Annotated in this window: 21 protein-coding genes; 9 read left to right on the top strand and 12 right to left on the bottom strand. The window is 70.0% G+C overall.

The features are described 5' to 3' along the window. Positions 1 to 258: 258 nt before the first annotated feature. From ACFYWQ_RS24590 to dnaA, 5 genes are all read right to left on the bottom strand, one after another. Complete coding sequence (locus ACFYWQ_RS24590; RefSeq protein WP_389519010.1) at positions 259 to 789, bottom strand: DUF721 domain-containing protein; 531 nt, start codon at positions 787 to 789, stop codon at positions 259 to 261. After that, a complete protein-coding gene (gene recF / locus ACFYWQ_RS24585) occupies positions 786 to 1,907 on the bottom strand; it encodes a DNA replication/repair protein RecF (RefSeq protein ID WP_389519009.1) in 1,122 nt (373 codons plus the stop codon). Before recF ends, ACFYWQ_RS24590 begins: the two co-directional genes overlap by 4 nt. Positions 1,908 to 1,959: 52 nt before the next feature. After that, a complete protein-coding gene (gene gnd / locus ACFYWQ_RS24580) occupies positions 1,960 to 2,835 on the bottom strand; it encodes a phosphogluconate dehydrogenase (NAD(+)-dependent, decarboxylating) (protein ID WP_389519008.1) in 876 nt (291 codons plus the stop codon). A gap of 189 nt (positions 2,836 to 3,024) precedes the next feature. Next, positions 3,025 to 4,155, bottom strand: coding sequence for a DNA polymerase III subunit beta (gene dnaN, locus ACFYWQ_RS24575; protein ID WP_389519007.1), 1,131 nt, complete (start codon positions 4,153 to 4,155; stop codon positions 3,025 to 3,027). Between the two features lie 1,117 nt (positions 4,156 to 5,272). After that, positions 5,273 to 7,207: a chromosomal replication initiator protein DnaA gene (dnaA, locus tag ACFYWQ_RS24570; RefSeq protein WP_389519006.1), complete on the bottom strand. Its 1,935-nt coding sequence runs from the start codon at positions 7,205 to 7,207 to the stop codon at positions 5,273 to 5,275. Positions 7,208 to 7,585: 378 nt separating this feature from the next. Here dnaA and rpmH point away from each other — a divergent pair, with 378 nt between their 5' ends. The 9 genes from rpmH (at position 7,586) to ACFYWQ_RS24525 (ending at position 14,529) form a co-directional block, all read left to right on the top strand. After that, on the top strand, positions 7,586 to 7,723 hold the full coding sequence (gene rpmH, locus ACFYWQ_RS24565) for a 50S ribosomal protein L34 (RefSeq protein WP_003956500.1): 138 nt from the start codon (positions 7,586 to 7,588) through the stop codon (positions 7,721 to 7,723). A 21-nt stretch (positions 7,724 to 7,744) separates the two neighbouring features. Next, positions 7,745 to 8,116, top strand: a complete 372-nt coding sequence (gene rnpA / locus ACFYWQ_RS24560; protein WP_389519005.1) for a ribonuclease P protein component — start codon at positions 7,745 to 7,747, stop codon at positions 8,114 to 8,116. After that, positions 8,113 to 8,466, top strand: coding sequence for a membrane protein insertion efficiency factor YidD (gene yidD / locus ACFYWQ_RS24555; protein ID WP_389519004.1), 354 nt, complete (start codon positions 8,113 to 8,115; stop codon positions 8,464 to 8,466). The genes rnpA and yidD overlap by 4 nt, the downstream gene beginning before the upstream one ends. A gap of 3 nt (positions 8,467 to 8,469) precedes the next feature. Further along, a complete protein-coding gene (gene yidC, locus ACFYWQ_RS24550; protein WP_389519003.1) occupies positions 8,470 to 9,750 on the top strand; it encodes a membrane protein insertase YidC in 1,281 nt (426 codons plus the stop codon). Positions 9,751 to 9,765: 15 nt separating this feature from the next. Continuing rightward, entirely contained in the window at positions 9,766 to 10,278 is a 513-nt protein-coding gene (locus ACFYWQ_RS24545; protein WP_385063500.1) for a protein jag, read from the top strand. A 119-nt stretch (positions 10,279 to 10,397) separates the two neighbouring features. Beyond that, positions 10,398 to 11,114: a 16S rRNA (guanine(527)-N(7))-methyltransferase RsmG gene (rsmG, locus tag ACFYWQ_RS24540; RefSeq protein WP_389519002.1), complete on the top strand. Its 717-nt coding sequence runs from the start codon at positions 10,398 to 10,400 to the stop codon at positions 11,112 to 11,114. Positions 11,115 to 11,377: 263 nt separating this feature from the next. Continuing rightward, positions 11,378 to 12,448, top strand: a complete 1,071-nt coding sequence (locus ACFYWQ_RS24535) for a ParA family protein (protein WP_389519392.1) — start codon at positions 11,378 to 11,380, stop codon at positions 12,446 to 12,448. Then, the gene (locus ACFYWQ_RS24530; RefSeq protein ID WP_389519001.1) at positions 12,445 to 13,545 is read left to right on the top strand and encodes a ParB/RepB/Spo0J family partition protein; all 1,101 of its coding nucleotides are present in this window, start codon (positions 12,445 to 12,447) and stop codon (positions 13,543 to 13,545) included. Before ACFYWQ_RS24535 ends, ACFYWQ_RS24530 begins: the two co-directional genes overlap by 4 nt. A 366-nt stretch (positions 13,546 to 13,911) precedes the next feature. Next, a complete protein-coding gene (locus tag ACFYWQ_RS24525) occupies positions 13,912 to 14,529 on the top strand; it encodes a GNAT family N-acetyltransferase (protein WP_389519000.1) in 618 nt (205 codons plus the stop codon). Between the two features lie 167 nt (positions 14,530 to 14,696). On the opposite strand, the gene trxA is transcribed toward ACFYWQ_RS24525, so the two are convergent. From trxA to ACFYWQ_RS24490, 7 genes are all read right to left on the bottom strand, one after another. After that, positions 14,697 to 15,026 carry a thioredoxin gene (gene trxA, locus ACFYWQ_RS24520; protein ID WP_389518999.1) on the bottom strand — a complete coding sequence of 110 codons (330 nt, stop codon included), beginning with the start codon at positions 15,024 to 15,026 and terminating at the stop codon, positions 14,697 to 14,699. A 40-nt stretch (positions 15,027 to 15,066) separates the two neighbouring features. Continuing rightward, positions 15,067 to 16,035 carry a thioredoxin-disulfide reductase gene (gene trxB, locus ACFYWQ_RS24515; RefSeq protein ID WP_389518998.1) on the bottom strand — a complete coding sequence of 323 codons (969 nt, stop codon included), beginning with the start codon at positions 16,033 to 16,035 and terminating at the stop codon, positions 15,067 to 15,069. 167 nt (positions 16,036 to 16,202) lie between these two features. Further along, positions 16,203 to 17,171 (bottom strand): hypothetical protein, encoded by a 969-nt coding sequence (locus ACFYWQ_RS24510; protein ID WP_389518997.1) that lies wholly within the window; start codon positions 17,169 to 17,171, stop codon positions 16,203 to 16,205. After that, the gene (sigM, locus tag ACFYWQ_RS24505; RefSeq protein ID WP_389518996.1) at positions 17,168 to 17,893 is read right to left on the bottom strand and encodes an RNA polymerase sigma factor SigM; all 726 of its coding nucleotides are present in this window, start codon (positions 17,891 to 17,893) and stop codon (positions 17,168 to 17,170) included. Before sigM ends, ACFYWQ_RS24510 begins: the two co-directional genes overlap by 4 nt. Positions 17,894 to 17,912: 19 nt before the next feature. Then, the gene (locus tag ACFYWQ_RS24500; RefSeq protein ID WP_389518995.1) at positions 17,913 to 19,598 is read right to left on the bottom strand and encodes a protein kinase family protein; all 1,686 of its coding nucleotides are present in this window, start codon (positions 19,596 to 19,598) and stop codon (positions 17,913 to 17,915) included. A gap of 138 nt (positions 19,599 to 19,736) precedes the next feature. Next, the gene (murJ, locus tag ACFYWQ_RS24495) at positions 19,737 to 22,055 is read right to left on the bottom strand and encodes a murein biosynthesis integral membrane protein MurJ (RefSeq protein WP_389518994.1); all 2,319 of its coding nucleotides are present in this window, start codon (positions 22,053 to 22,055) and stop codon (positions 19,737 to 19,739) included. Positions 22,056 to 22,097: 42 nt separating this feature from the next. Next, complete coding sequence (locus tag ACFYWQ_RS24490; RefSeq protein WP_389518993.1) at positions 22,098 to 24,485, bottom strand: DUF6049 family protein; 2,388 nt, start codon at positions 24,483 to 24,485, stop codon at positions 22,098 to 22,100. Positions 24,486 to 24,499 lie beyond the last annotated feature (14 nt).

Here is a 24,499-nt window from a genome sequence, read left to right as displayed (position 1 = left end):
GTAGCGCCGACAGTGATGGGGGTTTGCCGGTACCTGGGTCCGCATGTGCCGCCCTCAATCGGTCTCGCCCGACTCCCGATATACGGATGGGGGCTCCAAGAGGCTCACGGAGGCACTCAGCGCTTCCGGGTGTCAACCCTTGGCTACCGCACAGTCACGTCCGTATTCGCAACCGCGTGCGAGCCGTGCGCGCCCGGACGCAACGGCGGCCGGGACGGTACGAACGGACCGCCCCGGCCGCGAAATAAGTGAGGTACATCACCCGTAGGTGTCGCCGGGACCCGTGCTGCCCGGGGCCCGCAGCGGGCCGTACCGACGGGCGGGGCCGCCGGGGCCCTGCACCCTGATCTGCCGCACCCTGCCGTGCCCCAGGTCCTCGTTGAGGCGCGCGACCAGCGTCGGCGCGAGCAGCCGCAGGTTCGTCGCCCACGCCGTGGAGTCGCACCGCACGACCAGGACGCGCTCGTCCTCGTCGTACCGCTCCGGCACACAGTGGTTGGCCACGTCCTCGCCGACGATCTGCGGCCAGCGGCCCATCACGCCGCCCACCGCGGCCGGCGCCTCCCAGCCGCGTTCGGTGAGCAGCCGGTTGATCGCGGCGCCGAGCGCCATCGGATCGCGGCCGTCCGCCCGCGCGCCGGAGCGCAGGCCGCCCCCGCGCCGCGCCTGTTTCTTCTGCTGCGCCGCGTCTCCCCGCGCGCGTGCCTGCTCGCGCGCCGCCCGGAGTGCCACCCGCGCCAGGTCGACCCCGGAGGGCTGCGGGGTCTTCTGCGGTTCCTCGTCGCTCATACGCGTTCCACCGTCCCGTTCGACACGGCGTACCGGGCCCCCGCGAGGACGTGCGGCACGTCGTCGTCGACGGCGGCCGTCACGAGGACCTGCTCACCGGGAGCGACGAGTTCCGCGAGCCGCTCACGGCGGCGGGCGTCCAGCTCGGCGAAGACGTCGTCGAGCACCAGCACCGGCTCGTTGCCCTCCGCGCGCAGCAGGTCGTAGGAGGCCAGCCGCAGCGCGAGCGCGTAGGACCACGACTCCCCGTGGGAGGCGTACCCCTTGGCCGGCAGCTCACCGAGCTTCAGGACCAGGTCGTCCCGATGGGGACCGACGAGGGTGACGCCCCGCTCGATCTCCTGCTTGCGCACGTCGGCCAGCGCGGCCATCAGCTGTTCGTAGAGGTGCTCGCGCGTGTGCGCCTCGCCCGGCGCCGACGGCCGGTACTCCAGGGTGACCGGTCCGCCGCCCGGGGCGAGCTGCTCGTAGGCCTTGTCGGCGAGCGGCTGGACCGCGGCCACCAGGTCGAGCCGCTGGGCGAGCAGCTCGGCGCCCACGCGCGCGAGATGCTGGTCCCACACGTCGAGCGTGGACAGGTCCATGGTGCGGCCGCCGTGGCGGCGGGCCAGCGCGGCCGACTTCAGCAGGGTGTTGCGCTGCTTCAGCACGCGCTCGTAGTCGGAACGCACGCCCGCCATGCGCGGGGAACGGGCGGTGATCAGCTCGTCGAGGAAGCGGCGCCGCTCACCGGGGTCGCCCTTCACCAGCGCGAGATCCTCGGGCGCGAACAGCACGGTCCGTACGATGCCCAGCACGTCACGGGGCTTGACCTGCGAGGACCGGTTGATGCGGGCGCGGTTGGCCCGGCCCGGGTTCAGCTCCAGCTCGACCAGTTGCTGCCGCTCGCCCTGGCGCACCTGCGCCCGGATGACGGCGCGGTCGGCGCCCATGCGCACCAGGGGCGCGTCGGAGGCGACGCGGTGGCTGCCGAGGGTGGCGAGGTAGCCGACCGCCTCGACGAGGTTCGTCTTGCCCTGCCCGTTGGGGCCGACGAACGCCGTGACGCCCGGGTCGAGCGGGACCTCGACCCGGGCGTAGGAGCGGAAGTCGGCCAGCGACAGATGCGTGACGTGCATGGTCGTTCGCCGACCTCCCCGGGGGTTGTGGACCGCCGGGCGGCCCTGTGGACTACTTCTTCTCGACCGCGTGGCCGCCGAACTGGTTGCGCAGCGCGGCGATCATCTTCATCTGCGGCGAGTCCTCCTGGCGGGAGGCGAACCGCGCGAACAGCGAGGCCGTGATCGCCGGGAGCGGTACGGCGTTGTCGATGGCGGCCTCGACGGTCCAGCGGCCCTCGCCGGAGTCCTGGGCGAAGCCGCGGAGCTTGTCCAGGTGCTCGTCCTCGTCGAGGGCGTTGACCGCCAGGTCCAGCAGCCAGGAACGGATGACCGTGCCCTCCTGCCAGGAGCGGAACACCTCGCGCACGTCGGTGACCGAGTCGACCTTCTCCAGCAGCTCCCAGCCCTCGGCGTAGGCCTGCATCATGGCGTACTCGATGCCGTTGTGGACCATCTTCGCGAAGTGGCCCGCGCCGACCTTGCCGGCGTGCACGGAGCCGAAGTCGCCCTCGGGCTTGAGCGCGTCGAAGATCGGCTGCACCTTGGCGACGTTCTCGGCGTCGCCGCCGTACATCAGGGCGTAGCCGTTCTCCAGGCCCCAGACGCCGCCGGAGACTCCGCAGTCGACGAAGCCGATGCCCTTGGCGGCCAGCTCCTCGGCGTGCTTCTCGTCGTCGGTCCAGCGGGAGTTGCCGCCGTCCACGACGATGTCACCGGGCTCCAGCAGCTCGGCGAGCTCGTCGACGGTCGACTGGGTGGCGGGGCCGGCCGGGACCATCACCCAGACGACGCGCGGGCCCTCGAGCTTGCCCACAAGCTCTTGCAGGCTGTGGACATCGGCGAGGTCCGGATTGCGGTCGTATCCGATGACGGTGTGGCCTGCGCGGCGAATCCGCTCGCGCATGTTGCCGCCCATCTTGCCGAGGCCGACGAGACCGAGCTCCATCAGTTGTTCCTTAGGTCGCTGTGTGGCGTGTGAGGCACCTTCGTACCCCTGTCCGAGCCTAAACCCGGACCGTCACGCACACCTGTGGGCATACGCGCTCAGACGTACGGTCCCACCTGCGGCTTCTCCCGTGGTCCGGCCGGTTTTCCACCAGGCTGTGGACAGCCGGCCGGACCCGGGGATCCGGTCTCAGCCGCTCAGGCGCACCGGCATGATCAGGTACTTGTAGGCCTCGTCCGCCTCGGCGTCCACGGCCGGCTTGCCGCTGAGCAGCGCGGGCTTGGTGGACGTCGTGAAGGAGAGCTGGGCCACCGGGGAGTCGATGGCGCTCAGGCCGTCCAGCAGGAAGGTCGGGTTGAAGGCGATCGAGATGTCGTCGCCCTCCAGCTGGGCGTCGACCCTTTCCACAGCCTGTGCGTCGTCGCTGGAGCCGGCCTCCAGGATGAGCACGCCCTGCTCGAAGCTGAGCCGCACCGGGGTGTTGCGCTCGGCGACCAGGGCCACGCGCTTGACGGCCTCCACGAACGGCGCGGTCTCGATGACGGCGATGCTGTTGAACTCGGTCGGGAACAGCGTGCGGTACTTCGGGAGGTCGCCCTCCAGCAGCCGGGTCGTCGTACGGCGGCCGGCGCCCTCGAAACCGATCAGGCCCTCGCCCGAGCCGGAGCCGGACAGCGCCAGCGTGACGCTGTCACCGCTGGTCAGCGCCTTCGCGGTGTCCAGGAGCGTCTTGGCGGGCACCAGGGCGACCGCGGAGGCGTCCGGGTTCTCCGGCTTCCACAGGAACTCGCGGACCGCGAAGCGGTAGCGGTCGGTGGAGGCCAGCGTGACGGTGTCGCCCTCGATCTCGATGCGCACACCGGTCAGGACGGGCAGCGTGTCGTCACGGCCCGCGGCGATGGCGACCTGGGCGGCCGCGGAGGCGAAGACCTCACCGGGCACCGTGCCCGTGGCGTTCGGCATCTGCGGCAGCGCCGGGTACTCCTCCACAGGCAGTGTGTGGAGGGTGAAGCGGGAGGAGCCGCAGACCACCGTCGCCCGTACACCGTCTGTGGAGATCTCCACCGGGCGGTTGGGGAGGGCGCGGCAGATGTCGGCCAGCAGCCGGCCGGAGACGAGGACCGTGCCCTCCTCCTCGACCTCCGCTTCCACCGACACGCGTGCGGAGACCTCGTAGTCGAAGCTGGAGAGGCTGAGGGCACCGTCGTCGGCCTTCAGCAGGAGGCCGGCGAGGACAGGCGCCGGCGGACGGGCCGGGAGGCTGCGCGCCGCCCAGGCCACTGCCTCCGCGAGTACGTCGCGTTCCACCCGGATCTTCACTCTTGCCGCCTCCTGCTGTTGCCGGCGCTTCTCGCCCTGCCTGGCTTCGTCGTCTGTCTCGGTGTCGTCGGCCCCTGTGAGGGGAAGGACCACCGGGGACCAGTCTGACGCACCGCACTGACAGTAGGTGCCCGTCGGGGTCAAGTCGTGACGAGGGACAGCCGGAGCTCCGGGAGCCAGTTGTGCACAGGGCCCGCTTCGAAACGGATTCCGAGCTCTCTCTAGTCGGGAGTAGTAGTAGGGCCTGTGGATACCGTGGATAACCCCGTCTTCGCAGCTCAGAGGCGAGATTTTGTCCACGGGCCCTGTGGGCGGAGGCGGTGGACAACCGGGGTCATCTGTGGAGAACGGAAAGTTCTGCACACCCCGTACACAGGCAGAGGGGACTTCTCCCCAGACACGTCCCCAGGTTTACCCGTCTTTCCCACAGCCCAACCCGACTGCTTCGTGTGACGCCTTTCACTCAAGACGGTGAGGAGGCCTCCGGGCTTGCCGAACAGTGGACAGGCATGTGGAGAAGCCGACGATCGCTGGGGACAACCGGCTCGAGCCTGTGGGTTACCGGTGGACAACTTCGTGCACAGGGTGTGGATCCCTGCTCTGTCCACAGCCTGTGGAGATCTTTCATCCACGAATCCACAACCGGATGACCTGGCCCGATGGTCCCTCAACAGGGTCGCCTGTGGACAGGATCTGGACAACTCCGCAGTCCCCAGCCTGTGGAGGGGAAAAAGTCACCGAATCTGTGGAGGGTGGCCGTAACCCGGCAGGTAATCGAACAGCGGGTGGCCTCCTGGAGCGGCACGCTTCTCCCGGGAACGGCCCGGCGAGCGTCCCCGGACACCCCGCCGACGCCTCTCCCACGGCACAGGCGCCCGCCGGGACACGGCCCGGAGACGGGGCGGAGAGCGTGCGGTGTCGCTGCCGAGGCGGGGCGGAGGGCGTGCGGTGTCGCCGCCGACGCAAGGCGGGGCGGGGCGGCGGGCACGCCGGATGCGCTGCCGAAGCACGCGGAAGGGGCAGCGGGGCGTCGGGCGTCCCGCAAGCGCTCCTGGGGACGACGAAGGGCGCCCCGGGACCACTCCCGAGACGCCCTCGACGGGTCCGTGCGGCGCGTTCAGCCGGCCTTGATGCGGTTGGTCAGCTCGGTCACCTGGTTGTAGATGGAGCGCCGCTCGGCCATCAGATTGCGGATCTTGCGATCGGCGTGCATCACCGTCGTGTGGTCGCGGCCGCCGAACAGGGCGCCGATCTTCGGCAGCGACAGATCGGTCAGCTCGCGGCACAGGTACATGGCGATCTGCCGGGCGGTCACCAGGGCACGGCCCCGCGAGGTGCCGCACAGGTCCTCGACGGTCAGCCCGAAGTAGTCCGCCGTGGCGCTCATGATGGCCGTCGAGGTGATCTCGGGGGACGAGTCCTCGCCCCCGGGCATCAGGTCCTTCAGGACGATCTCGGTCAGCCCCAGGTCCACCGGCTGCCGGTTGAGCGAGGCGAACGCCGTCACCCGGATCAGGGCGCCCTCCAGCTCGCGGATGTTGCGCGAGATCCGCGAGGCGATGAACTCCAGCACCTCCGGCGGGGCGTTCAGCTGCTCCTGCACCGCCTTCTTGCGGAGGATCGCGATGCGCGTCTCCAGCTCCGGCGGCTGCACATCGGTGATCAGACCCCACTCGAAACGGTTCCGCAGCCGGTCCTCCAGCGTCACCAGCTGCTTGGGCGGCCGGTCACTGGAGAGCACGATCTGCTTGTTGGCGTTGTGGAGGGTGTTGAAGGTGTGGAAGAACTCCTCCTGCGTCGACTCCTTGTCCGCGAGGAACTGGATGTCGTCGACGAGCAGGATGTCCATCTCGCGGTAGCGCTTGCGGAAACTGTCGCCCTTGCCGTCGCGGATGGAGTTGATGAACTCGTTGGTGAACTCCTCCGAGCTCACGTACCGCACGCGCGTGCCCGGGTAGAGGCTGCGCGCGTAGTGGCCGATCGCGTGCAGGAGGTGCGTCTTGCCGAGGCCCGACTCCCCGTAGATGAACAGGGGGTTGTACGCCTTCGCGGGAGCCTCGGCGACGGCGACCGCGGCCGCGTGCGCGAAGCGGTTGGACGCGCCGATGACGAACGTGTCGAAGAGGTACTTCGGGTTCAGCCGGGCCGTCGGCTCACCGGGGCCGCCGGCCGCCGCGGGCTGTGCGCCCGTCGCGCCGGGCCCGCCGGCACCAGGCTGACCGGGACCGGGCTGGCCCCCGCGGTGCGGGTGCCCGCCGGCCGACGGATCGGGCAGCTCCCGCCGGACCGGGTCCCGCTGGTCGTAGTCGGGACGCGAGGACTCGTACTCGGAGCGCTGCTGCTCGTACGGGGACGGCTCGTAGGACGGGCGGTCCATCGGCTGGGGGCGGTAGTCCTGCGGCGGGGACCCGTAGGAGTCCTGACCGGACGGGCCGCCGTAGGCGTCCTGCGACCGGGAGGCGTAGGGGTCGCGCTCGGGGAAGCCGAGCCGCTGCTGCTGCCAGCCGTAGTCGTCCTGGCCGGGGCGCGGCCAGGCGCCGGGCTCCGGCCGCTGGTACTCCGAGGGGTACGCCGGCCGGGCGGTCGGCAGCTGGTCCTGGCGGGGGCCCTGGTCCCCGGAGTGCGCCGGCGGCTGGTCGCCGCGGTGCCGGCCGTACCCCTCGTACTGGCTGTCGTAGGGCGGCCGGTCGTAGGAGCCGTCGTAGGGGCCGGAGGGCCGTTCGGGCTCCTCGTAGCGCGGCGGTGCGGGGGGCGCGGGCGGCGTCGGCGGCTCGCCCGCGGAGTCGTCGACGGTGATCGCGATACGGATCGGGCGGCCGCACTCGCGGCTCAGGGTCTCGCTGACGATCGGGGCCAGACGGCCCTCCAGCACGCCCTTCGCGAATTCGTTGGGTACGGCGAGCAGGGCGGTGTCGGCGACCAGCGCCAGCGGCTGGCAGCGCCGGATCCAGTGCTCGTCCTTCGTCTCGACGCCCTGGCCGCGCCCCTCCCCGAGCAGTTGCTCCAGTACGCGTGGCCACACTGCGGCAAGATCAGCAGGTACGTCAGCCACAGGGCACGCTCTCTCACAGGTCCCACGAACGTGTGACGGTGGGACGGGTCGGTTTCACATCGGGGCGGGTCAGGGACAAGGGAACGAATCGGAGTCCAGCCACGGTAGTCAGCGCGGCGGGTACGGTTCAAGTTGTTGTCCCCAGGCTGTGGATAGTGTCTCCCGGTGACCGTCGGTTTGACCGGATGGCGTAGCCGCGCGTACCGTAACCAGGTCGAGTTGTCGATGGCTGCTGCCGCCTGCCTCCGATGGGCACAGATCGCGTCAAAGGTGATCGGGAAGCGGTGCACTCGGGCGCTGAACGCGAGCTACTCGTGGGCGCACGGTGACAGCCAGGACGGCACCCCGCCACTACCGATTGATTTCTGGAGCCCCCGAGTGAGCAAGCGCACCTTCCAGCCGAACAACCGTCGTCGCGCGAAGACCCACGGCTTCCGGCTGCGTATGCGCACCCGTGCCGGCCGCGCGATCCTCGCGTCCCGCCGTAGCAAGGGTCGCGCCCGTCTGTCCGCCTGATCCCGGTCAGGTCATGCCGTCGTGCTGCCCACCGAGAACCGGCTGAGGCGGCGCGAGGACTTCGCGACCGCGGTACGACGGGGCCGTCGGGCCGGACGCCCGACTCTCGTCGTCCATCTTCGTAGCGGTGCCACGGACCCGCACGCGCCTGGGGAGAGCGCTCCCCCGACGCGTGCGGGTTTCGTCGTGAGCAAGGCCGTGGGAGGAGCGGTCGTCCGCAACGCGGTGAAGCGCCGACTCCGCCATCTGATGCGCGACCGAGTCGCCCTCTTGCCCCCCGGTAGCCTGGTAGTCGTACGGGCGCTGCCCGGGGCGGGTGACGCCGACCACGCACAGCTGGCCCAAGACCTTGATGCCGCCCTTCAACGGCTACTGGGAGGGGGCGCGCGATGAAGTACCCGCTGCTGGCCCTGATCAAGCTCTACCAGTGGACGATCAGTCCGCTGCTCGGGCCGGTGTGCAAGTACTACCCGTCGTGCTCCCATTACGGCTACACGGCCATCGACCGGCACGGCGCGATCAAGGGAACAGCCCTCACCGCCTGGCGCATCCTGCGGTGCAACCCCTGGTCGCTCGGAGGCGTGGATCACGTCCCGCCGCGCAAGCGCCCGCGGTGGCACGAGGCGCTGCGCGATGCCTGGCGCGCACGCAAGGGCGGGCCCTCCGCCGCCGAAACGGCCACCGAAGACAATCGCTCTTCGAGCCCGGCCGCAGAGACCCCGTCCCATGCCCAAGGAGCATGATTAGTGGACACGATCGCAAGCCTCTTCAGTTTCATCACCACACCCGTCTCCTGGGTCATCGTCCAGTTCCACACGGTGTACGGCTCCCTCTTCGGCCCGGACACGGGATGGGCCTGGGGCCTGTCCATCGTGTCCCTGGTGATCCTCATCCGGATCTGCCTGATCCCGCTCTTCGTGAAGCAGATCAAGGCGACGCGGGCGATGCAGACGCTGCAGCCCGAGATGAAGAAGATCCAGGAGCGCTACAAGAACGACAAGCAGCGCCAGTCCGAAGAGATGATGAAGCTGTACAAGGAGACGGGCACCAACCCGCTCTCCTCGTGCCTTCCCATCCTGGCGCAGTCCCCGTTCTTCTTCGCCCTCTACCACGTGCTCAACGGCATCGCCAACGGTGACACCATCGGTGTGATCAACCAGAGCCTGCTGGAGAGCGCGCAGAAGGCGCACATCTTCGGCGCCCCGCTGGCGGCGAAGTTCACCGACAGCGCCTCGGACGTGGCCGCACTCGACGCCTCGCTGACCAGTGTCCGCATCGTCACCGCGATCATGATCGTCATGATGTCGGCCTCGCAGTTCTTCACGCAGCGCCAGCTGATGACGAAGAACGTCGACACCACGGTGAAGACGCCGTTCATGCAGCAGCAGAAGATGCTGATGTACGTCTTCCCCATCATGTTCGCCGTCTTCGGCATCAACTTCCCGGTCGGTGTCCTCGTCTACTGGCTGACCACCAACGTGTGGACCATGGGCCAGCAGATGTACGTCATCCACAACAACCCGACCCCGGGTTCCAAGGCGCAGGCCGCCTACCTGGAGCGCCTGCACAAGCGCGTCACGCAGCACGGCAAGACCCGTGGCCGCGGCGAGAAGGCCATCGTCAAGGCAATCGTGGCCAAGGGCCGGGACCGCAACGAGTTCGAGCGCAAGTTCATCAACGGTCTCAGCAAGGCAGGCCTCGCGGCACAGGTCGACGGCACCGTGGCGAAGGGCGAGACCCAGATCGACACCCTGACCGAGGACGGCACGCCCCTGACGGCGGCCGCCGCGGCCAAGCGCCAGCAGCCCAAGCGCCAGTCCAAGGCACAGCGCCAGTCCGGAGGCCCCAAGGCGGCCGGTGAGACGACGACCTCGCTGACCAAGTCCGACGCTCCGGAGGACGCCAAGCCCGTCGACGTCGCGAAGCCCGCCGGTCCCGCGAAGCCCGCCGGCGGTACCCGCAGCAAGGCCCAGTCCGGGCAGCGCAAGGGCGGCCCGCAGCGCCCCAAGTCCCCGTCCAAGAAGTAAGAAGGAGCCCATCCCGTGACGGAAGGCACCACCTCCGCCGCCGCCGAAGGTGCAGACACCCTGACCCGCCTGGAGCAGGAGGGCGAGATCGCGGCGGACTACCTCGAGGGTCTGCTGGACATCGCCGATCTCGACGGCGACATCGACATGGACGTCGAGGCCGACCGGGCCTCTGTGTCGATCATCAGCGACACGGGCACCCGTGACCTGCAGAAGCTGGTCGGCCGGGACGGCGAGGTGCTGGAGGCGCTGCAGGAGCTGACGCGCCTGGCCGTGCACCGGGAGACCGGCGACCGCAGCCGGCTGATGCTGGACATCGCGGGCTACCGGGCCAAGAAGCGCACCGAGCTCTCCGAGCTGGGCGCCAAGGCCGCGTCCGACGCGAAGAACAGCGGCGAGCCGGTGAAGCTGAAGCCGATGACGCCCTTCGAGCGCAAGGTCGTCCACGACGCCGTCAAGGCGGCCGGTCTGCGCAGCGAGTCCGAGGGCGAGGAGCCGCAGCGCTTCGTCGTCGTGCTTCCCAACTGATTCGGTTCCACGTTTCCCCCCGGCCCCGTCTGTTGTGCAGGCGGGGCCGGTCTTTGTCAGCCTGGTAGTTCTGGTGATCGGCGCCGAGTGCGCCGATGCGGTACGGAAGGACGGTCCCCGTGACGGAGGCAGCGGAGCTTCCCCCTGCGCCCGAGCAGGCACGCGAGGTATTCGGTGAGCGCTTCGCGGATGCGGTTCGGTACGCCGAGCTCCTGGCCGAGGCAGGAGTACAGCGCGGGCTCATCGGGCCCCGTGAGGTGCCCCGCCTCTGGGAGCGGCACCTGCTGAACTGCGCGGTGCTCTCCGAGGCCGTACCCGAAGACGTGACGGTGTGCGACGTCGGCTCGGGCGCGGGCCTGCCGGGGATCCCTCTGGCACTCGTCCGCGAGGACCTGAAGATCACCCTGCTGGAGCCGCTCCTGCGGCGCACCAACTTCCTCACCGAGGTCGTCGAACTCCTCGGCCTGGACCATGTCACCGTCGTGCGCGGGCGCGCCGAAGAGGTCATGGGCAAGCTGCCTCCGGTCCATGTGGTCACCGCCCGAGCAGTGGCACCACTGGACCGTCTTGCCACCTGGGGCATCCCCCTGCTGCGCCCCTACGGCGAGATGCTGGCCCTCAAGGGGGACACCGCCGAGGACGAGCTGAAGAGCGCGGCGACCGCACTGAGCAAGCTGGGCGCGGTCAGCACGTCGATCCTGCACGTCGGCGAGGGCGTCGTCGACCCGCTCTCCACAGTGGTCCGGGTCGAGGTCGGGGAGAGCCCTGGCGGGGTGCGCTTCGCGGCCAAGCGGGCCAAGGCGGCCCGGACCAGCCGCACCCGTCGCCGTCGCTGATCCGGCCGCGACCGGCGGTACTCCACACAAGCTGCGCAACCTGCGCAAGACGGAGTGTCGCGACAGTTCGGCCGCGGGCGCTGTGCATCGTGTTTCACGTGAAACGTCGCTCACTGCTGCAGGGCATCATCAGCCGGGGCCGCGCCGCGGCCGAACCTCGCGACCGCAGGCCTCTCGGCTCGCTCGACAAGGGTACGGAGTTGTCCACAGAGGTGGATTTCTCCACAGAAGACCAGGGCTCACTGGTTCACGACCCCGGAGACATGGGAGGCTCTGTTCATTGCGAGCCTGAAGTCGAGGAGAGTGAATCCTTGCGGTCCGACGCCAACATCGCGGGACCGATGACCGATCCGGTCCCCGGTCCCCGTACCGAGTCGATGGGGGAGGATGTTTCACGTGAAACACCGCCCCCGATGGACGACACTCCCATCGGTCGCGCGGCCCAACTGGCGGTGGAAGCTCTGGGCCGTGCCGGCGAGGGCCTGCCACGGCCCGAGCAGACGCGCATCGTCGTGGTGGCCAACCAGAAGGGCGGTGTGGGCAAGACGACGACGACCGTCAACCTTGCCGCTTCCCTGGCCCTGCACGGGAACCGTGTGCTGGTGATCGACCTGGACCCGCAGGGCAATGCGTCCACCGCCCTGGGCATCGATCACCATGCCGAGGTCCCGTCCATCTACGACGTGTTGGTCGAGAGCCGTCCTCTCTCGGAAGTCGTTCAGCCGGTCCCCGATGTCGAGGGCCTCTTCTGTGCTCCGGCCACCATCGATCTCGCCGGTGCGGAGATCGAGCTGGTGTCCCTGGTGGCACGCGAGAGCCGACTGCAGCGAGCGATCCAGGCGTACGAGCAGCCGCTGGACTATGTCCTCATCGACTGCCCGCCCTCGCTCGGCCTGCTGACCGTCAACGCGATGGTGGCGGGCCAAGAGGTCCTCATCCCGATCCAGTGCGAGTACTACGCGCTGGAGGGCCTCGGCCAGTTGCTCCGCAACGTCGACCTGGTGCGGGGGCACCTCAACCCCACTCTGCATGTGTCGACCATCCTGCTCACCATGTACGACGGCCGAACGCGTCTTGCGTCGCAGGTCGCGGAGGAGGTGCGCACCCACTTCGGCGACGAGGTGCTGCGGACGAGCATTCCCCGCTCGGTCCGCATCTCCGAAGCACCGAGCTATGGGCAGACGGTGCTGACGTACGATCCTGGATCGAGCGGCGCCCTCTCCTACCTTGAGGCGGCCCGTGAGATCGCGCTGAGGGGTGTCGGCGTGAGCTACGACGCCACCCAAGCCCACATCGGGGCACAGAACAATCCGAGCATGGAGGGGATCCAGTGAGTGAGCGACGGAGGGGGTTGGGTCGTGGTCTTGGCGCACTGATCCCCGCTGCCCCGACCGAGAAGACGCCGGCTTCGTCCGGGCTGGGAGGCGGCCCCTCGGCGTCCCCCGCAGCGGTCCCCCTGCTGACGGGTGACCGTGGGGTGGCCGCGGCACGAGTAGCGACACTGCCGTCTGTTTCACGTGAAACCGAGGAACCGGCGTTGCATGCCGTGGGGGAGACACCTGCCCCTCCCCTGGGGGCTCACTTCGCCGAGATCCCGCTCGACGCCATCACGCCGAACCCGCGCCAGCCGCGTGAGGTCTTCGACGAGGACGCGCTGCACGAACTGATCACCTCCATCAAGGAGGTCGGTCTCCTCCAGCCCGTCGTCGTACGGCAGCTGGGCCCCGGGCGCTACGAACTCATCATGGGTGAGCGGCGCTGGCGGGCCTGCCGTGAAGCGGGCCTGGAAGCGATCCCCGCGATCGTGCGGGCCACGGAGGACGAGAAGCTCCTTCTGGACGCCCTCTTGGAGAACCTCCACCGGGCGCAGTTGAACCCACTGGAGGAGGCAGCCGCCTACGACCAGCTCCTCAAGGACTTCAACTGCACCCACGACCAGCTGGCGGACCGCATCGGCCGGTCCCGTCCCCAGGTCTCCAACACCTTGCGTCTGCTGAAGCTTTCTCCCGCGGTCCAGCGCCGGGTCGGGGCCGGGGTGCTCTCCGCCGGTCATGCCCGGGCGCTGCTCTCCGTCGAGGACTCCGAGGAGCAGGACCGACTGGCGCACCGGATCGTGGCCGAGGGGCTGTCGGTGCGGGCCGTCGAGGAGATCGTGACCCTCATGGGATCGCGGCCTCAGAGCCCTCAACGTTCCAAGGGCCCCCGTGCCGGCGGCCGGGTCTCCCCGGCGCTGTCCGATCTCGCCACCCGGCTCTCGGACCGCTTCGAGACTCGGGTGAAGGTCGACCTGGGACAGAAGAAGGGCAAGATCACCGTCGAGTTCGCCTCCATGGAGGACCTGGAGCGCATCCTCGACAGCCTCGCTCCGGGAGAGGGACCCGTCCTGCAGAAGGGAGTCGTCGAGGGCGAGCCCGAGGCGACGGAGGACTGAGCCGTCCTGCGGGCGGACCTCACCTCCCGCGGTCGGGTAACCGTCCAGCGGCCGGGGCGAGCGTCCCGTGAGGGCCGTACGAGCGAGCCGTGTCCGGTGTGTGCCGGACACGGCTCGCTCTTTGCTTTCATGCAGTGTCTAGGCAATCGCTTCGTGGATACGATGCGTTGGGGGTATGGCGCATCCACCGAGCAGCACCTCTGAGGGGGAGGCGGAGGCCATGCGAACGATGAGCCGGACCGGACTGATGAGTGCGGGACTGGGACTGGGCGCGGTCGGAGGCTTCGTCGGCGGCCTGCTCAGGGAACGGAGCGCTCTGACAGCCGCCCGCGATGCCGCGGGCGAAGGAAGCGAGGAACAGCCTTCATGGGGCGTCGGCTCGTACCGCTCACGCTGGACAACCTCAAGGACCTCCCCCAGCGCTGCCGCTCGTGTGTCTTCTGGGAACTGGACCCCGTCAGCGGAAAGGCCGCGCTGAGCGAGGGCACGGCCGTCGAGGAGAAGGAGGCCTGGATCTCCGCCGTCCTGCTGGACTGGGGCTCCTGCGGCCGGGTCGTCTACGTCGATGACGTCCCTGTCGGCTTCGTGCTCTACGCGCCGCCCGCGTACGTGCCCCGTTCGACGGCGTTCCCGACGAGCCCGGTGTCCCCGGACGCCGTGCAGCTGATGACGGCGTTCATCATGCCGGGCTACCAGGGCCAGGGGCTTGGCCGGGTGATGGTGCAGACAGTGGCGAAGGATCTGCTGCGCCGGGGATTCAAGGCGATCGAGGCGTTCGGCGATGCCCGGTGGAAAGAACCCGCTTGTCTTCTTCCCGCCGACCATCTGCTGGCGGTGGGCTTCAAGACGGTCCGTCCGCACCCCGCTCACCCGCGGCTGAGGCTGGAGTTGCGGACCACGCTCTCCTGGAAGGAAGACGTGGAGATGGCACTCGACCGTCTGCTGGGAGCGGTTCAGAAGGAGCCGGCGCTGCGGCCGCTGTGACGGAGCTGCGGCCGGTGGCACGAGTGCTCACTACAGCCGGCGGGTGGGGCGGTCGCTGAGACCGTCCGGGATACACAGCATGGACAGACGAATGGGCCAGCCCGTCGGGGCTGGCCCATTCGTGTTTCACGTGAAACATCGGCCGACGAGGTGCCGGCTCCAGAACGTCACTCGGCGATGAAGTCCTCGAGGTCGCGGACGATCGCGGCCTTCGGCTTGGCGCCGACGATGGTCTTGGCGACCTCGCCGTTCTGGTAGACGTTCAGGGTCGGGATCGACATGACGCCGTACTTGGCGGCCGTACCCGGGTTCTCGTCGATGTTGAGCTTGACGACCTCGATCTTGTCGCCGTACTCGTTGGCGATCGCCTCGAGGGACGGAGCGATCTGGCGGCACGGGCCGCACCAAGCGGCCCAGAAGTCCACCAGGACGGGCTTGTCGCTCTTGAGGACGTCCTGCTCGAAGGAGTCGTCGGTCACGTTCTTCAGGTTGGCCACGGCGGGCTCCTTTAACTGTGTGCGGTGGGGCGGGAGGAGGTCAGACGGCGGTCTTCTCGGGCTCCGCCTGCTCCTCGTCGGCGAGGGCGGCGAGGAAGCGCTCGGCGTCGAGAGCGGCGGAGCAGCCGGTCCCGGCTGCGGTGATCGCCTGGCGGTAGGTGTGGTCGACCACGTCACCTGCGCCGAAGACACCGGTCAGGTTCGTCCGGGTGGAGGGCGAGGCCACCTTCAGGTAGCCCTCCTCGTCCAGGTCGAGCTGCCCCTTGAAGAGCTCAGTGCGCGGGTCGTGGCCGATCGCGATGAACAGGCCGGTCGCCGGCAGGTCGGAGAGTTCACCGGTCTTGAGGTTGCGCAGCTTCAGACTCGCCAGCTTCTGGTCGCCCTGGATCTCGGCGACCTCGCTGTCCCAGACGAACTTGATCTTCGGGTCGGCGAAGGCACGCTCCTGCATCGCCTTGGAGGCACGCAGGGTGTCGCGGCGGTGGACGATCGTCACCGACTTGGCGAAGCGGGAGAGGAAGGTGGCCTCCTCCATCGCGGTGTCGCCGCCGCCGATCACGGCGATGTCCTGGTCCTTGAAGAAGAACCCGTCGCAGGTGGCGCACCACGAGACACCACGGCCGGAAAGAGCGTCCTCGTTCGGCAGGCCGAGCTTGCGGTGCTGCGAGCCCGTGGTGACGATCACGGCCTTGGCGCGGTGGACGGTACCGGCGGTGTCCGTGACGGTCTTGATCTCACCGGTCAGGTCGACGGAGACGACGTCATCGGGAATGAGCTCGGCACCGAACCGCTCGGCCTGGGCGCGCATGTTGTCCATGAGCTCAGGGCCCATGATGCCGTCGCGGAAGCCGGGGAAGTTCTCCACCTCGGTGGTGTTCATCAGTGCACCGCCCGCGGTGACGGCACCTTCGAAGACCAGCGGCTTCAGCGATGCGCGCGCGGTGTACAGCGCCGCGGTATAGCCGGCGGGCCCGGAGCCGATGATGATCACGTTACGGACGTCGCTCACGGCTTGATTCCTCGTCTCTGGTCAACGTCGTTCGACCGGTGGGAGCCTGACTGAACTCTCACCCCACCCAACGGATCCTAAGGGGCGCGCATTCCCGGTGTGGCCGGGCACACGAAGGTCTGACACCGTACGGGATACCACGCGGGAGTGAGTCGATGCCTGAGCCGTCAGCGACGGGTGTAGGTGCCTTGGAGGAACACCTCGGCCGGTCCGGCCGACCGCTGCTCCACACAGGCCGCGTCCATGAGGTAGGCGGTGACCTTGGTGCTGTCGGACGTGGGCAGGACGACGAGGAGAGCGTCCTTGCCCCGGTACGTGCCGGGCTCGGTGGCGAGCGCCGCTTCACTCCGGCCGATGCCCTTCTGGACGCACGGAGGGACCGTCGGCTGTTGCAGGAGCGTGGGCCCCTTGACCTCGGGCTCGGTCTGCGCCCCCATCTCATCCGGGTTCCGGGGTCCTGTGGCCTCGGCGAGGAGGTCCGTGACGTGCTGTTCCAGACTGCTCGCGGCGAAGGTGTCGGCGGCAGTGGACGAGGGCCCTGCCGGATTTCCGGAGCCGTCATCCTCGATCAGCGATGACACCAGGACCGAGCCGAGCCCCAGGGCGGCCACGGCGAGGACGGTGCCCAGCGCGGCGACCTTACGACGCCCCCTCTTCGTACGCGCCTTGCGGCCCGGACCTGTGGCGGAGTCGCGGGCATGCCCTGCGGGGCGGGACGCGGCTGCCGATGTTTCACGTGAAACATGTGCAGCGGGATCGGGCTCCGGGCCGGGAGCCGATTCGGTGAGGGGGGCCCGATCCGTGGAAGCGACTGCCCGATCCGTAGAAGCGGCCTGGTCCGCAGAGGAGGTCCGGCCCGTGACCGTGGCGTCGGGTGTGGTGGCGTCGAGCAGGGCTTCCGCGGCGAGTGCGGCGTCGATGCGGTGGGCCACGTCGTCCGGCATGTGCGGTGCTCCGGGCAGGGTGCCCAGGAGACCACGGATCTCCTCCAGCGACGCGTGGACGTCCGCGCAGAGGACGCACGCGTCCAGATGCCGCCGGACGTCGGCACTGCGGGACGGCGGCAGCAGGCCCTCGGTGAGATCGGAGATCTCCTCGACGTCCGGGTGCCCGGTCGTGTCCGTCATCGATGTCACGCTCGCCCACCTCCGCCCTTCACCACAGCTGAGTCGCCCGTCCCGGCGCCGTCCGGTCCCTCCCCGCGAGGTTCCGCTGCGGGTGGGACGGATGTCCCCTGCGCCCGGTTCCGTCCCGCCGCGCCGTCCCCCTCGTCGTCGGTGTTCCCCGACCTGAGATGGGCGAGCAGGGGAAGCAGCTTGGCTCTTCCCCGGGCACAGCGGCTCTTCACCGTTCCGGGCGGGACGTCGAGCACGCGGGCGGCCTCGGCGACCGGGTAGCCCTGCATGTCGACGAGGACGAGCGCGGCGCGTTGGTCGGGCGGGAGCGTGCCGAGGGCTTCCAGGAGCTGGCGGTGCAGGTCGTTGCGCTCCGCAGGGGCCGAGGCCGCCTCGTGCGGCTCCAGCAACTGCTCCAGGCGTTCGGTGTCGTCGACCGGAGAGGTCTTGCGGGAGGCCACCTTGCGGGCCCGGTCCAGGCAGGCGTTCACCGTGATGCGGTGCAGCCAGGTCGTGACGGCCGACTGGCCACGGAAGGTGTGGGCGGCCCGGTAGGCGGAGACGAGGGCGTCCTGGACCGCGTCAGCGGCTTCCTCGCGATCTCCCAGGGTCCGCAGCGCCACCGCCCACAGTCGGTCGCGATGGCGCCGTACGAGCTCCCCGAAGGCCTCGGGGTCGCCGTCCACATGACGGGCGAGGAGGTCCTGGTCGCTTGCGTCGCCGTACGCGGTGCCTTCAGCCATCGGCCCCCTCCCCTCAGCGTCAGCCGGCCACCTTGATGTCCGCCACCCGGCCACGGTAGGTGCCCTCTTCGGTCAGCGGCAGCTTGGTCAGCCAGACCAGAAGGTAACGGCTCTGGACCGCTTGCGTGGGCTGAAGCGTCACCGTCGTACCGGTTCCCTGGGCGACCTTCGTGTAGTCGCGGAAGTCCGTGGGGGCGGAGTCCGCATCCTCCGGGGCGGTGAGCAGCTGGACCGACGTCTCCCCCACGAAGGCGACGGTCACCTTCTCGACCCGCTGGGCCTTGCCGAGGTCGAGGATGATGCCGAGACCCTCCTTCAGGTTCCCGAAGGCGGCACCCTGGTAGTAGTCCGTCTGCCAGTACGTCGAGGTGCTGTCGTCGTACGCCTTCCCTATGTCGGACGGCTTCTCGGAACCGTCTCCGAACGGGTCGAAGTCCTGGGCCCCGCTGATGGCGATCGGGGCACTGGCCGGCTTCGACGGCGTCTTCTCGTTGCTCTCCGTCGTCTGGGTCTGGTTGGTGTCGTCGGACTCGCCCTGGTCCATCAGGGCATCCGCGAGCTGCCAGCTGCCGAGGCCGAGGGCGGCGATGAGCAAGGCGGACACCGCCCACTTCAGGGCCTTGCCGGTGCGGCTCTGGAGCGGGGGCGGCGGGGTCGGCACCGGCTGGGTGACGCCCGGCGCAGCGGGGCGCCCGTAGGTGCCCTGCTGGTACGTCGTGCGCTGGTACTCCGGGGGCGCCGTGAAGGCGGGCTCCGGCGGGCGGATGCGGGGCATCTCGCCGATCGCCTTCACCAGCTCCTCCGGCGTGGTGCACGCGGCCTCGTGCCGGGACGCGGTCGCCCCGTCGTTGACGAGCGCGCGCATCGCCAGCTCCGACAGTCCCCGGTGGACGCCGGCGCGCACCTGGTCGGGAGCGATCAGCCCGATGTCCTTCGGCAACCCGGACAGGCCGTGGGCGTCGCTCTCGTACGGCCAGCGCTGGGTGAGCACCGCGTACAGGAGGGCGCCGATCGCCTCCGTGTCGGTGCGCTGGGGGGTGTCGGAGGAGATGCCGCGCAGCGCGGCGTTCACGGCGAGGCCGCGGATGCGCCACTGGCCCGTGGAGGTCCGCAGCACGGCGTTGGGGTTCAGCCGCAGGTGCGCGAGCCCCTCACGGTGGGCGGCCGCCATGGCGGAGGCGATCTGGCTGACCATCTGGTAGGCGTCGTGCGGTTCCAGCGGTCCGGCGGCCAGGAGCGTGGTCAGCTCGGTGGCGTCCGGCAGCCATTCGTGGACGACGTAGACGAGGTCGTTCTCCTCGACGGCGTCCAGCACCTGGACGAAGCGGGGGTCGCCGAGCAGCGCGGAGGAGCGGGCCGCGGCCAGCACCGAACGGGCCCGGACGTGGTCCGCGGGCAGGACATGGACGCCGACGGCACGACGGAGTTTCTCGTCGACCGCACGCCAACTGCTGAAACCGTCCAGACGGGTGACACAGTCCTCGAGGCGGTAGCGTCTGGCCAGTTTGTGACCGCTGTGCAGTTCAGGCGCCGAGGCCTTCCCGGGACGTTCCGTCCCGCCGCTCCCCTGTGCCTCGTCGCTGTCCGTGTCCCGCTCCCGGTTCTTGGCCACCCCGTCGGCCGTGGACTGGTCCGCCTCCGCGGTCAGCGGCTTGTCACCGCTGTTGTCTGCCACGTCGACGGCAGCCGTACTCCGTTCCGCCACCGTCGTCCCTGCCTCCCCATCCGTTGCGCGCCGTCCGACCTCGTGCGCGCCGTCCGACGCCGAAACCAATTGTGCCCACAGTCCGCCGCTATGCACGACACGCGGCGGCGGACGATGGTTGTGCGCCTACCCCCTGCGTCAGCGACCCAGGCGTCCGCGGACCATGCCGACGAGCGAATTGAGCTCCTCGATGCGCATGCGGCGGGCGGCGACGTAGAAGATGCCGAGCAGAACGGCCCCACCGGCCAGCAGCGCGGCGAAGGAGCCGAGGACGCCCTGGCCGAGGCTGTGGCCGATGCCGTAGCAGGCGGCGCCACTGAGCAACGCCGCCGGGACGGAGGCGATGCACAGTCGCGCGTACGTCCGCAGGACACGGGAGCCGTCCAGATCGCCGCCGAGCCGCTTGCGCAGCCGGTTCCAGGCGACGCCGACGCCGATCGCGTAGGCCAGCCCGTAGGAAGCGGACATGCCGACCACAGCCCAGCGAGGGGCGAGCACGAAGTAGCAGACCGCCGAGGCGCCGGCGTTGACCGCCGCCACGATGACCGTGTTGTAGAAGGGGGTGCGGGTGTCCTCGTAGGCGTAGAAGGCGCGCAGGACCACGTACTGCACGGAGTAGGGGATCAGGCCGAGGCCGAAGGCCATCAGCATGAAGCCCATGTTCGTCGCCTCGCTGGTGCCGGAGGAGCCGAAGATCAGGGTGCACATCGGGATGCCGAGCGCGAGGAAGCCGAAGGCGATCGGCACGATGGCGACGGCCGTGGTGCGCAGCCCCTGCGAGATGTCGTCGCGGACCGCGCCGCTGTCGCCCTCGGCCGCCGAGCGGGACAGCCGCGGCAGCAGCGCGGCCATCAGGGAGACCGTGATGATGGCCTGCGGCAGGCCCCAGATCAGCTGGGCGTTGGCGTAGGCGGCGAAGCCGGTGCCGTCGACGGGCGAGTCCTTGCCCGCCGCCGTGGACAGCTGGGAGACGACGATGGCGCCGGCCTGGTTGGCGAGGACGAACAGGAAGGTCCACTTGGCGAGGGTGACGGCCTTGCCGAGGCCGTGGCCCCTCCAGTCGAAGCGCAGCCGCAGCCGGAAGCCGGTCTCCCGCAGGTACGGGATCATCGCCAGTGCCTGGACGACCAGGCCGAGCAGGACGCCCACACCGAGGAGCCGCTGGCCCTCCGGCGGGATCGTCGTGACCTCCATGCCCGAGTCGGCGGCGGTGCCGTAGACCCAGATGAACGTGGACAGCGTGACGATGATGACGATGTTGTTCAGGACCGGCGTCCACATCATCGCGCCGAACCTGCCCCGCGCGTTGAGGATCTGCCCCATGACGACGTGGACGCCCATGAAGAAGATCGAGGGCAGGAAGTAGCGGACGAACGTGACGCCGACCGCGTTGGCGGCGGGGTCGCTGGCCACCGGGTCGGACAGGAGCCGGATCAGGAGGGGGGCGGCGGCGACCGAGGCGACCGTCAGCAGGCCGAGCGCCACGACGACCAGCGTCAGCAGGCGGTTGGCGAATGCCTCGCCGCCGTCCTCGTCCTCCTTCATGGCGCGGACGAGCTGGGGCACGAAGACCGAGTTGAGGCCGCCGCCGACGGTGAGGATGTAGATCATCGTCGGCAGCTGGTAGGCGACCTGGAAGGTGTCACCGAGCAGACCGACGCCCAGCGCGGAGACGATCAGCGCGGAGCGGACGAACCCGGTGAGGCGCGAGACCATCGTGCCCGCCGCCATCACGGCGCTGGACTTCAGCAGGCCCGCGGCGCGGCCGCCCTTCTTCGCGGCGGGGGCAGCGGCCGCCGGGGCAGCCGCGGCAGTGGCAGCGGCGGCAGGAGGAGTCGCGGTCAGGTTCATGGTCACGTCGGCGCCGGACGAGGGGTTCCCCGGCACCGGCGCCCCGGCGGCGGACGGAGCCCCGTACTGCGGTGCACGTCCCGGGGCGCCCGGGGCGGCGGTCGGGCCGGGTACCGCCGGGTGCTCCGTCAGCGGACGACTGCCGGCCTGCTGGTCCCGGAAGAGGTGCGCGAAGGCGTCGGGCTGGTGCTGCTCCTCGCCGGAGTGCGAGACCAGGTCGTCCACGCCCACGAACTGGGTCGTGCGGGGGTCGTCGCCGTACGGCAGGTACTGGTTCGGGCCGTCCGGCTCCGGCGCCGGCGTCTGGGCCCACACCCGCGGGTCGGGAGCGAACGGTGACTGCTGAGGCTGGGCGTACAGCGGCTGCTGCGGCTGGTGCGTCCCCGGTGGCGGCGGGGGGTGCGAGGCACGGTCGTAGAGCGCCTCGGCGACCGGGTCCTGAGCGGTGAGGTCCTGGGCGCGGTAGGGGTCCTGGTCGTAGGCGTCCTGGAGGTACATGTCCGCGGGGAGCTGCGGCGGTACCTGGCCGTGCTCGGGCGGCGGGCCCTCGGGGTGGCCCGAGCTGCCCGCGGCCTGGCCGCGGTCACCGTCGTACGGCGCGTTCATGGTTACCCCACCTCATCGTTCCGGGCCCACCGGCCACGACATTCAACGGTCCACTCTCTCACCCGTCCGGGGCGGGTCGGTGCTTTCCGCTGCGGTGTCCGGAGTCCCGTCACTCGGCTGCACCGGGTCCTCTGCCCCGTGCCGGACAGTGGATTCTTCGGCGGGACGGACCTCGGTCTCCCGAAGGAGTGCGCCGGTGTCCTCGGCCCCGATCGCCTCGCCGGGGACGTCCTCCTCGGCCTCGCGGGCCGCGGCCCGCTTGCGCTGCGTGTACATGCGGAAGCCGGCGAGCACGAGCAGCAGGACACCGCCGCCGATGACCAGCATCACGGTGGCCGTGATCTCGGTGACCTTCACGTCGAAGGTGACTGGAGCGCCGTACTCCCGGCCGTCCTCGGTGTAGAGCTGGGCGACCACCGACGTCTGGCCGTTGACGTTGGCGGAGGTGGTGAACTTCACCGTCGTGCTGTGCCCGCCGGAGACCGCGATGCGCTGCTCCGCGTAGGCCTCGTCGCCGATCTCGAGCCGGGTCGGGTTGGTCGAGGTGAGCCGCAGCACCAAGTGCTCGACGCCCTGCACCAGGTTGTTCTGCACGGTGACCGGGATCGTGGCGCTGCGTCCGGAGAGCTTGGTCTCCGACTTCTGGATCAGCTTCACCTGGTCGGCGAGCGTGTCGAGGTAGTTCTGCACGCCCTGGCGGAAGGAGCTCGCCGTGGTGCTCCGGCCCCGCCACGACGTGGACATCTCACGGTTGACGGCCCGGCCGAACGGAGTCACCACCCGGGACTCGTCCGTGAGGATGACCTTGAAGTTGTCGAGCTTGTCCTGGGTCGCCGCGATCTCCTCGAAGGCGGTCCGGGGCAGTTCCTGCTTGCGCAGCGTGGCGCGGTACTTCGTCCGCGACGGCACCTTCGTGGTGGCCGCGGCGTCGGGCTTGGCCGCGGCCGCCGCCGTGAGCTGCTGGGACTGTGACCAGGTGCCGTCCTGCAGTGCGGTGACCGCCGCCGCCATCGTCTGGGCCTGGCTCGCGGTCGGCATGCGCTGCGGGGCGACGACGATGCTGCGCTCCTTGCCCGTCTGCAGGTTCAGCGCGAGGCTCTGCGCGAGGAACTCCTGCACGGCGAGCGTGGACGTGGAGGCCCTCGTCAGATCGCCCTCGAACACCGTCGACAGCTCCGCGTCCGCCACCACCGCCGTGGTGCCACCGCCGATGGGGCGGGCCGCGGACGGCGTGTACGACAGGCTGCCCGTCTCCTTGAGGCTGTCGCTGCGCGCGATCACCTTGTCCGCGCCCGCCGAGGTGGCGACCTTGACGATCGACGGGTCGACGGCGCCCTCCACCGGCCAGGCGAAGTCGGTGCTCGGGGTGACGTGCAGCACGGTCTCCACCGTGGTGGCGGCGACGTCGGTGGCTGCCTTGAGCTGGCTCAGCGAACCGGTGACCCCCGTGCCGGTGTGGGCCAGGGAGGCCAGGTCCGGGTCGGCGAAGGGGAGGGCGACGACCTCCTTGCCCTCGACCGCCTTCTGCAACTGTGCGAGCCACTGCTTGGCGAGGGCCTGGTGGGTGCCGGCGGTGGTGGTGGCGCCGTCGCCGCGGACGTCGTAGCGGCCGGCCATGGCGTCGACGGACGCGAGGAGGTCCGGGTCGATCACCCAGGTCACGTCGAGGTCCTTGCCCAGGCTCACCATCTGGTCGAGGCGGCCACCGGGCGAGATCTCCTCGGCGAGGTCGTCATTGAGGAAGATGGGCGTCTGCTGCTCGTTGGAGCCCGTCTCCGCCGTCATGTGGACGGTCGACATCAGCGGCCACAGCACGGTGGTCCTCGTGGCGGTCTTCGCCTTCTCGGGGTGCCACGGCAGGAAGGTCCGCTGGATGCCCAGCAGCTGCTCCCACGGCTTCGAGGCGGTCTCGCCCGAGAGGGAGACACCGAGGGGATAGACCCCGTCGTCCCCCAGGTCGAGCTCGCCGACCGGTACGGAGATGCTGAAGCGCTGGGGGACGCCCGGGGTGAGCTCGGCGAACGTGGCGACGTACTTGCCGCCGACCTCGGTCCCGGTGGCGCCCGAGAGGTCGTCGGCCTTCTCGGCCATGGTCTCGATCGCCGAGCGGGTGGTCAGCTCGGACCCCACGCGTAGGTCCACCTGGGCGTCGGTGACCGCCTGCTTGCCGTTGTTGGTCACCGTGCCGGACACCGTCAGCGTGTCCCCGTCGGTCGGGACGCCGGGGCTGAGCGAGTCGACGGCGACGGCCACCGTACCCGTGTCGGAGGTCTCTGCGGCGGAGGCCCGGCCTTCGGCGTGCGCCGAGGAGGCGGGCAGCTGCAGCAGACCGGCCAGCAGGGGCGCCCCCGCGAGCAGCGCTCCGGTGCGCCGCAGCCACCGGCGGGCAGGTGAGGGAGCCATCCCCGGGAAGTCTGCCGCCTCGGCCACGCGTTCGTCCGTCC

Origin of the sequence: Streptomyces sp. NPDC003247, assembly GCF_042888135.1 — a bacterium.
Lineage (GTDB): Bacteria > Actinomycetota > Actinomycetes > Streptomycetales > Streptomycetaceae > Streptomyces.
This window is presented reverse-complemented; position numbering and strand designations above follow the sequence as displayed.

Coding starts and splice junctions, on each gene's coding strand:
- gnd (WP_389519008.1), bottom strand. CDS start 2,835: ATGGAGCTCGGTCTCGTCGGCCTCGGCAAGATGGGCGGCAACATGCGC.
- ACFYWQ_RS24535 (WP_389519392.1), top strand. CDS start 11,378: ATGGGAGGCTCTGTTCATTGCGAGCCTGAAGTCGAGGAGAGTGAATCC.
- ACFYWQ_RS24525 (WP_389519000.1), top strand. CDS start 13,912: ATGGGGCGTCGGCTCGTACCGCTCACGCTGGACAACCTCAAGGACCTC.
- sigM (WP_389518996.1), bottom strand. CDS start 17,893: ATGGCTGAAGGCACCGCGTACGGCGACGCAAGCGACCAGGACCTCCTC.
- recF (WP_389519009.1), bottom strand. CDS start 1,907: ATGCACGTCACGCATCTGTCGCTGGCCGACTTCCGCTCCTACGCCCGG.
- murJ (WP_389518994.1), bottom strand. CDS start 22,055: ATGAACGCGCCGTACGACGGTGACCGCGGCCAGGCCGCGGGCAGCTCG.
- yidD (WP_389519004.1), top strand. CDS start 8,113: ATGAAGTACCCGCTGCTGGCCCTGATCAAGCTCTACCAGTGGACGATC.
- ACFYWQ_RS24590 (WP_389519010.1), bottom strand. CDS start 789: ATGAGCGACGAGGAACCGCAGAAGACCCCGCAGCCCTCCGGGGTCGAC.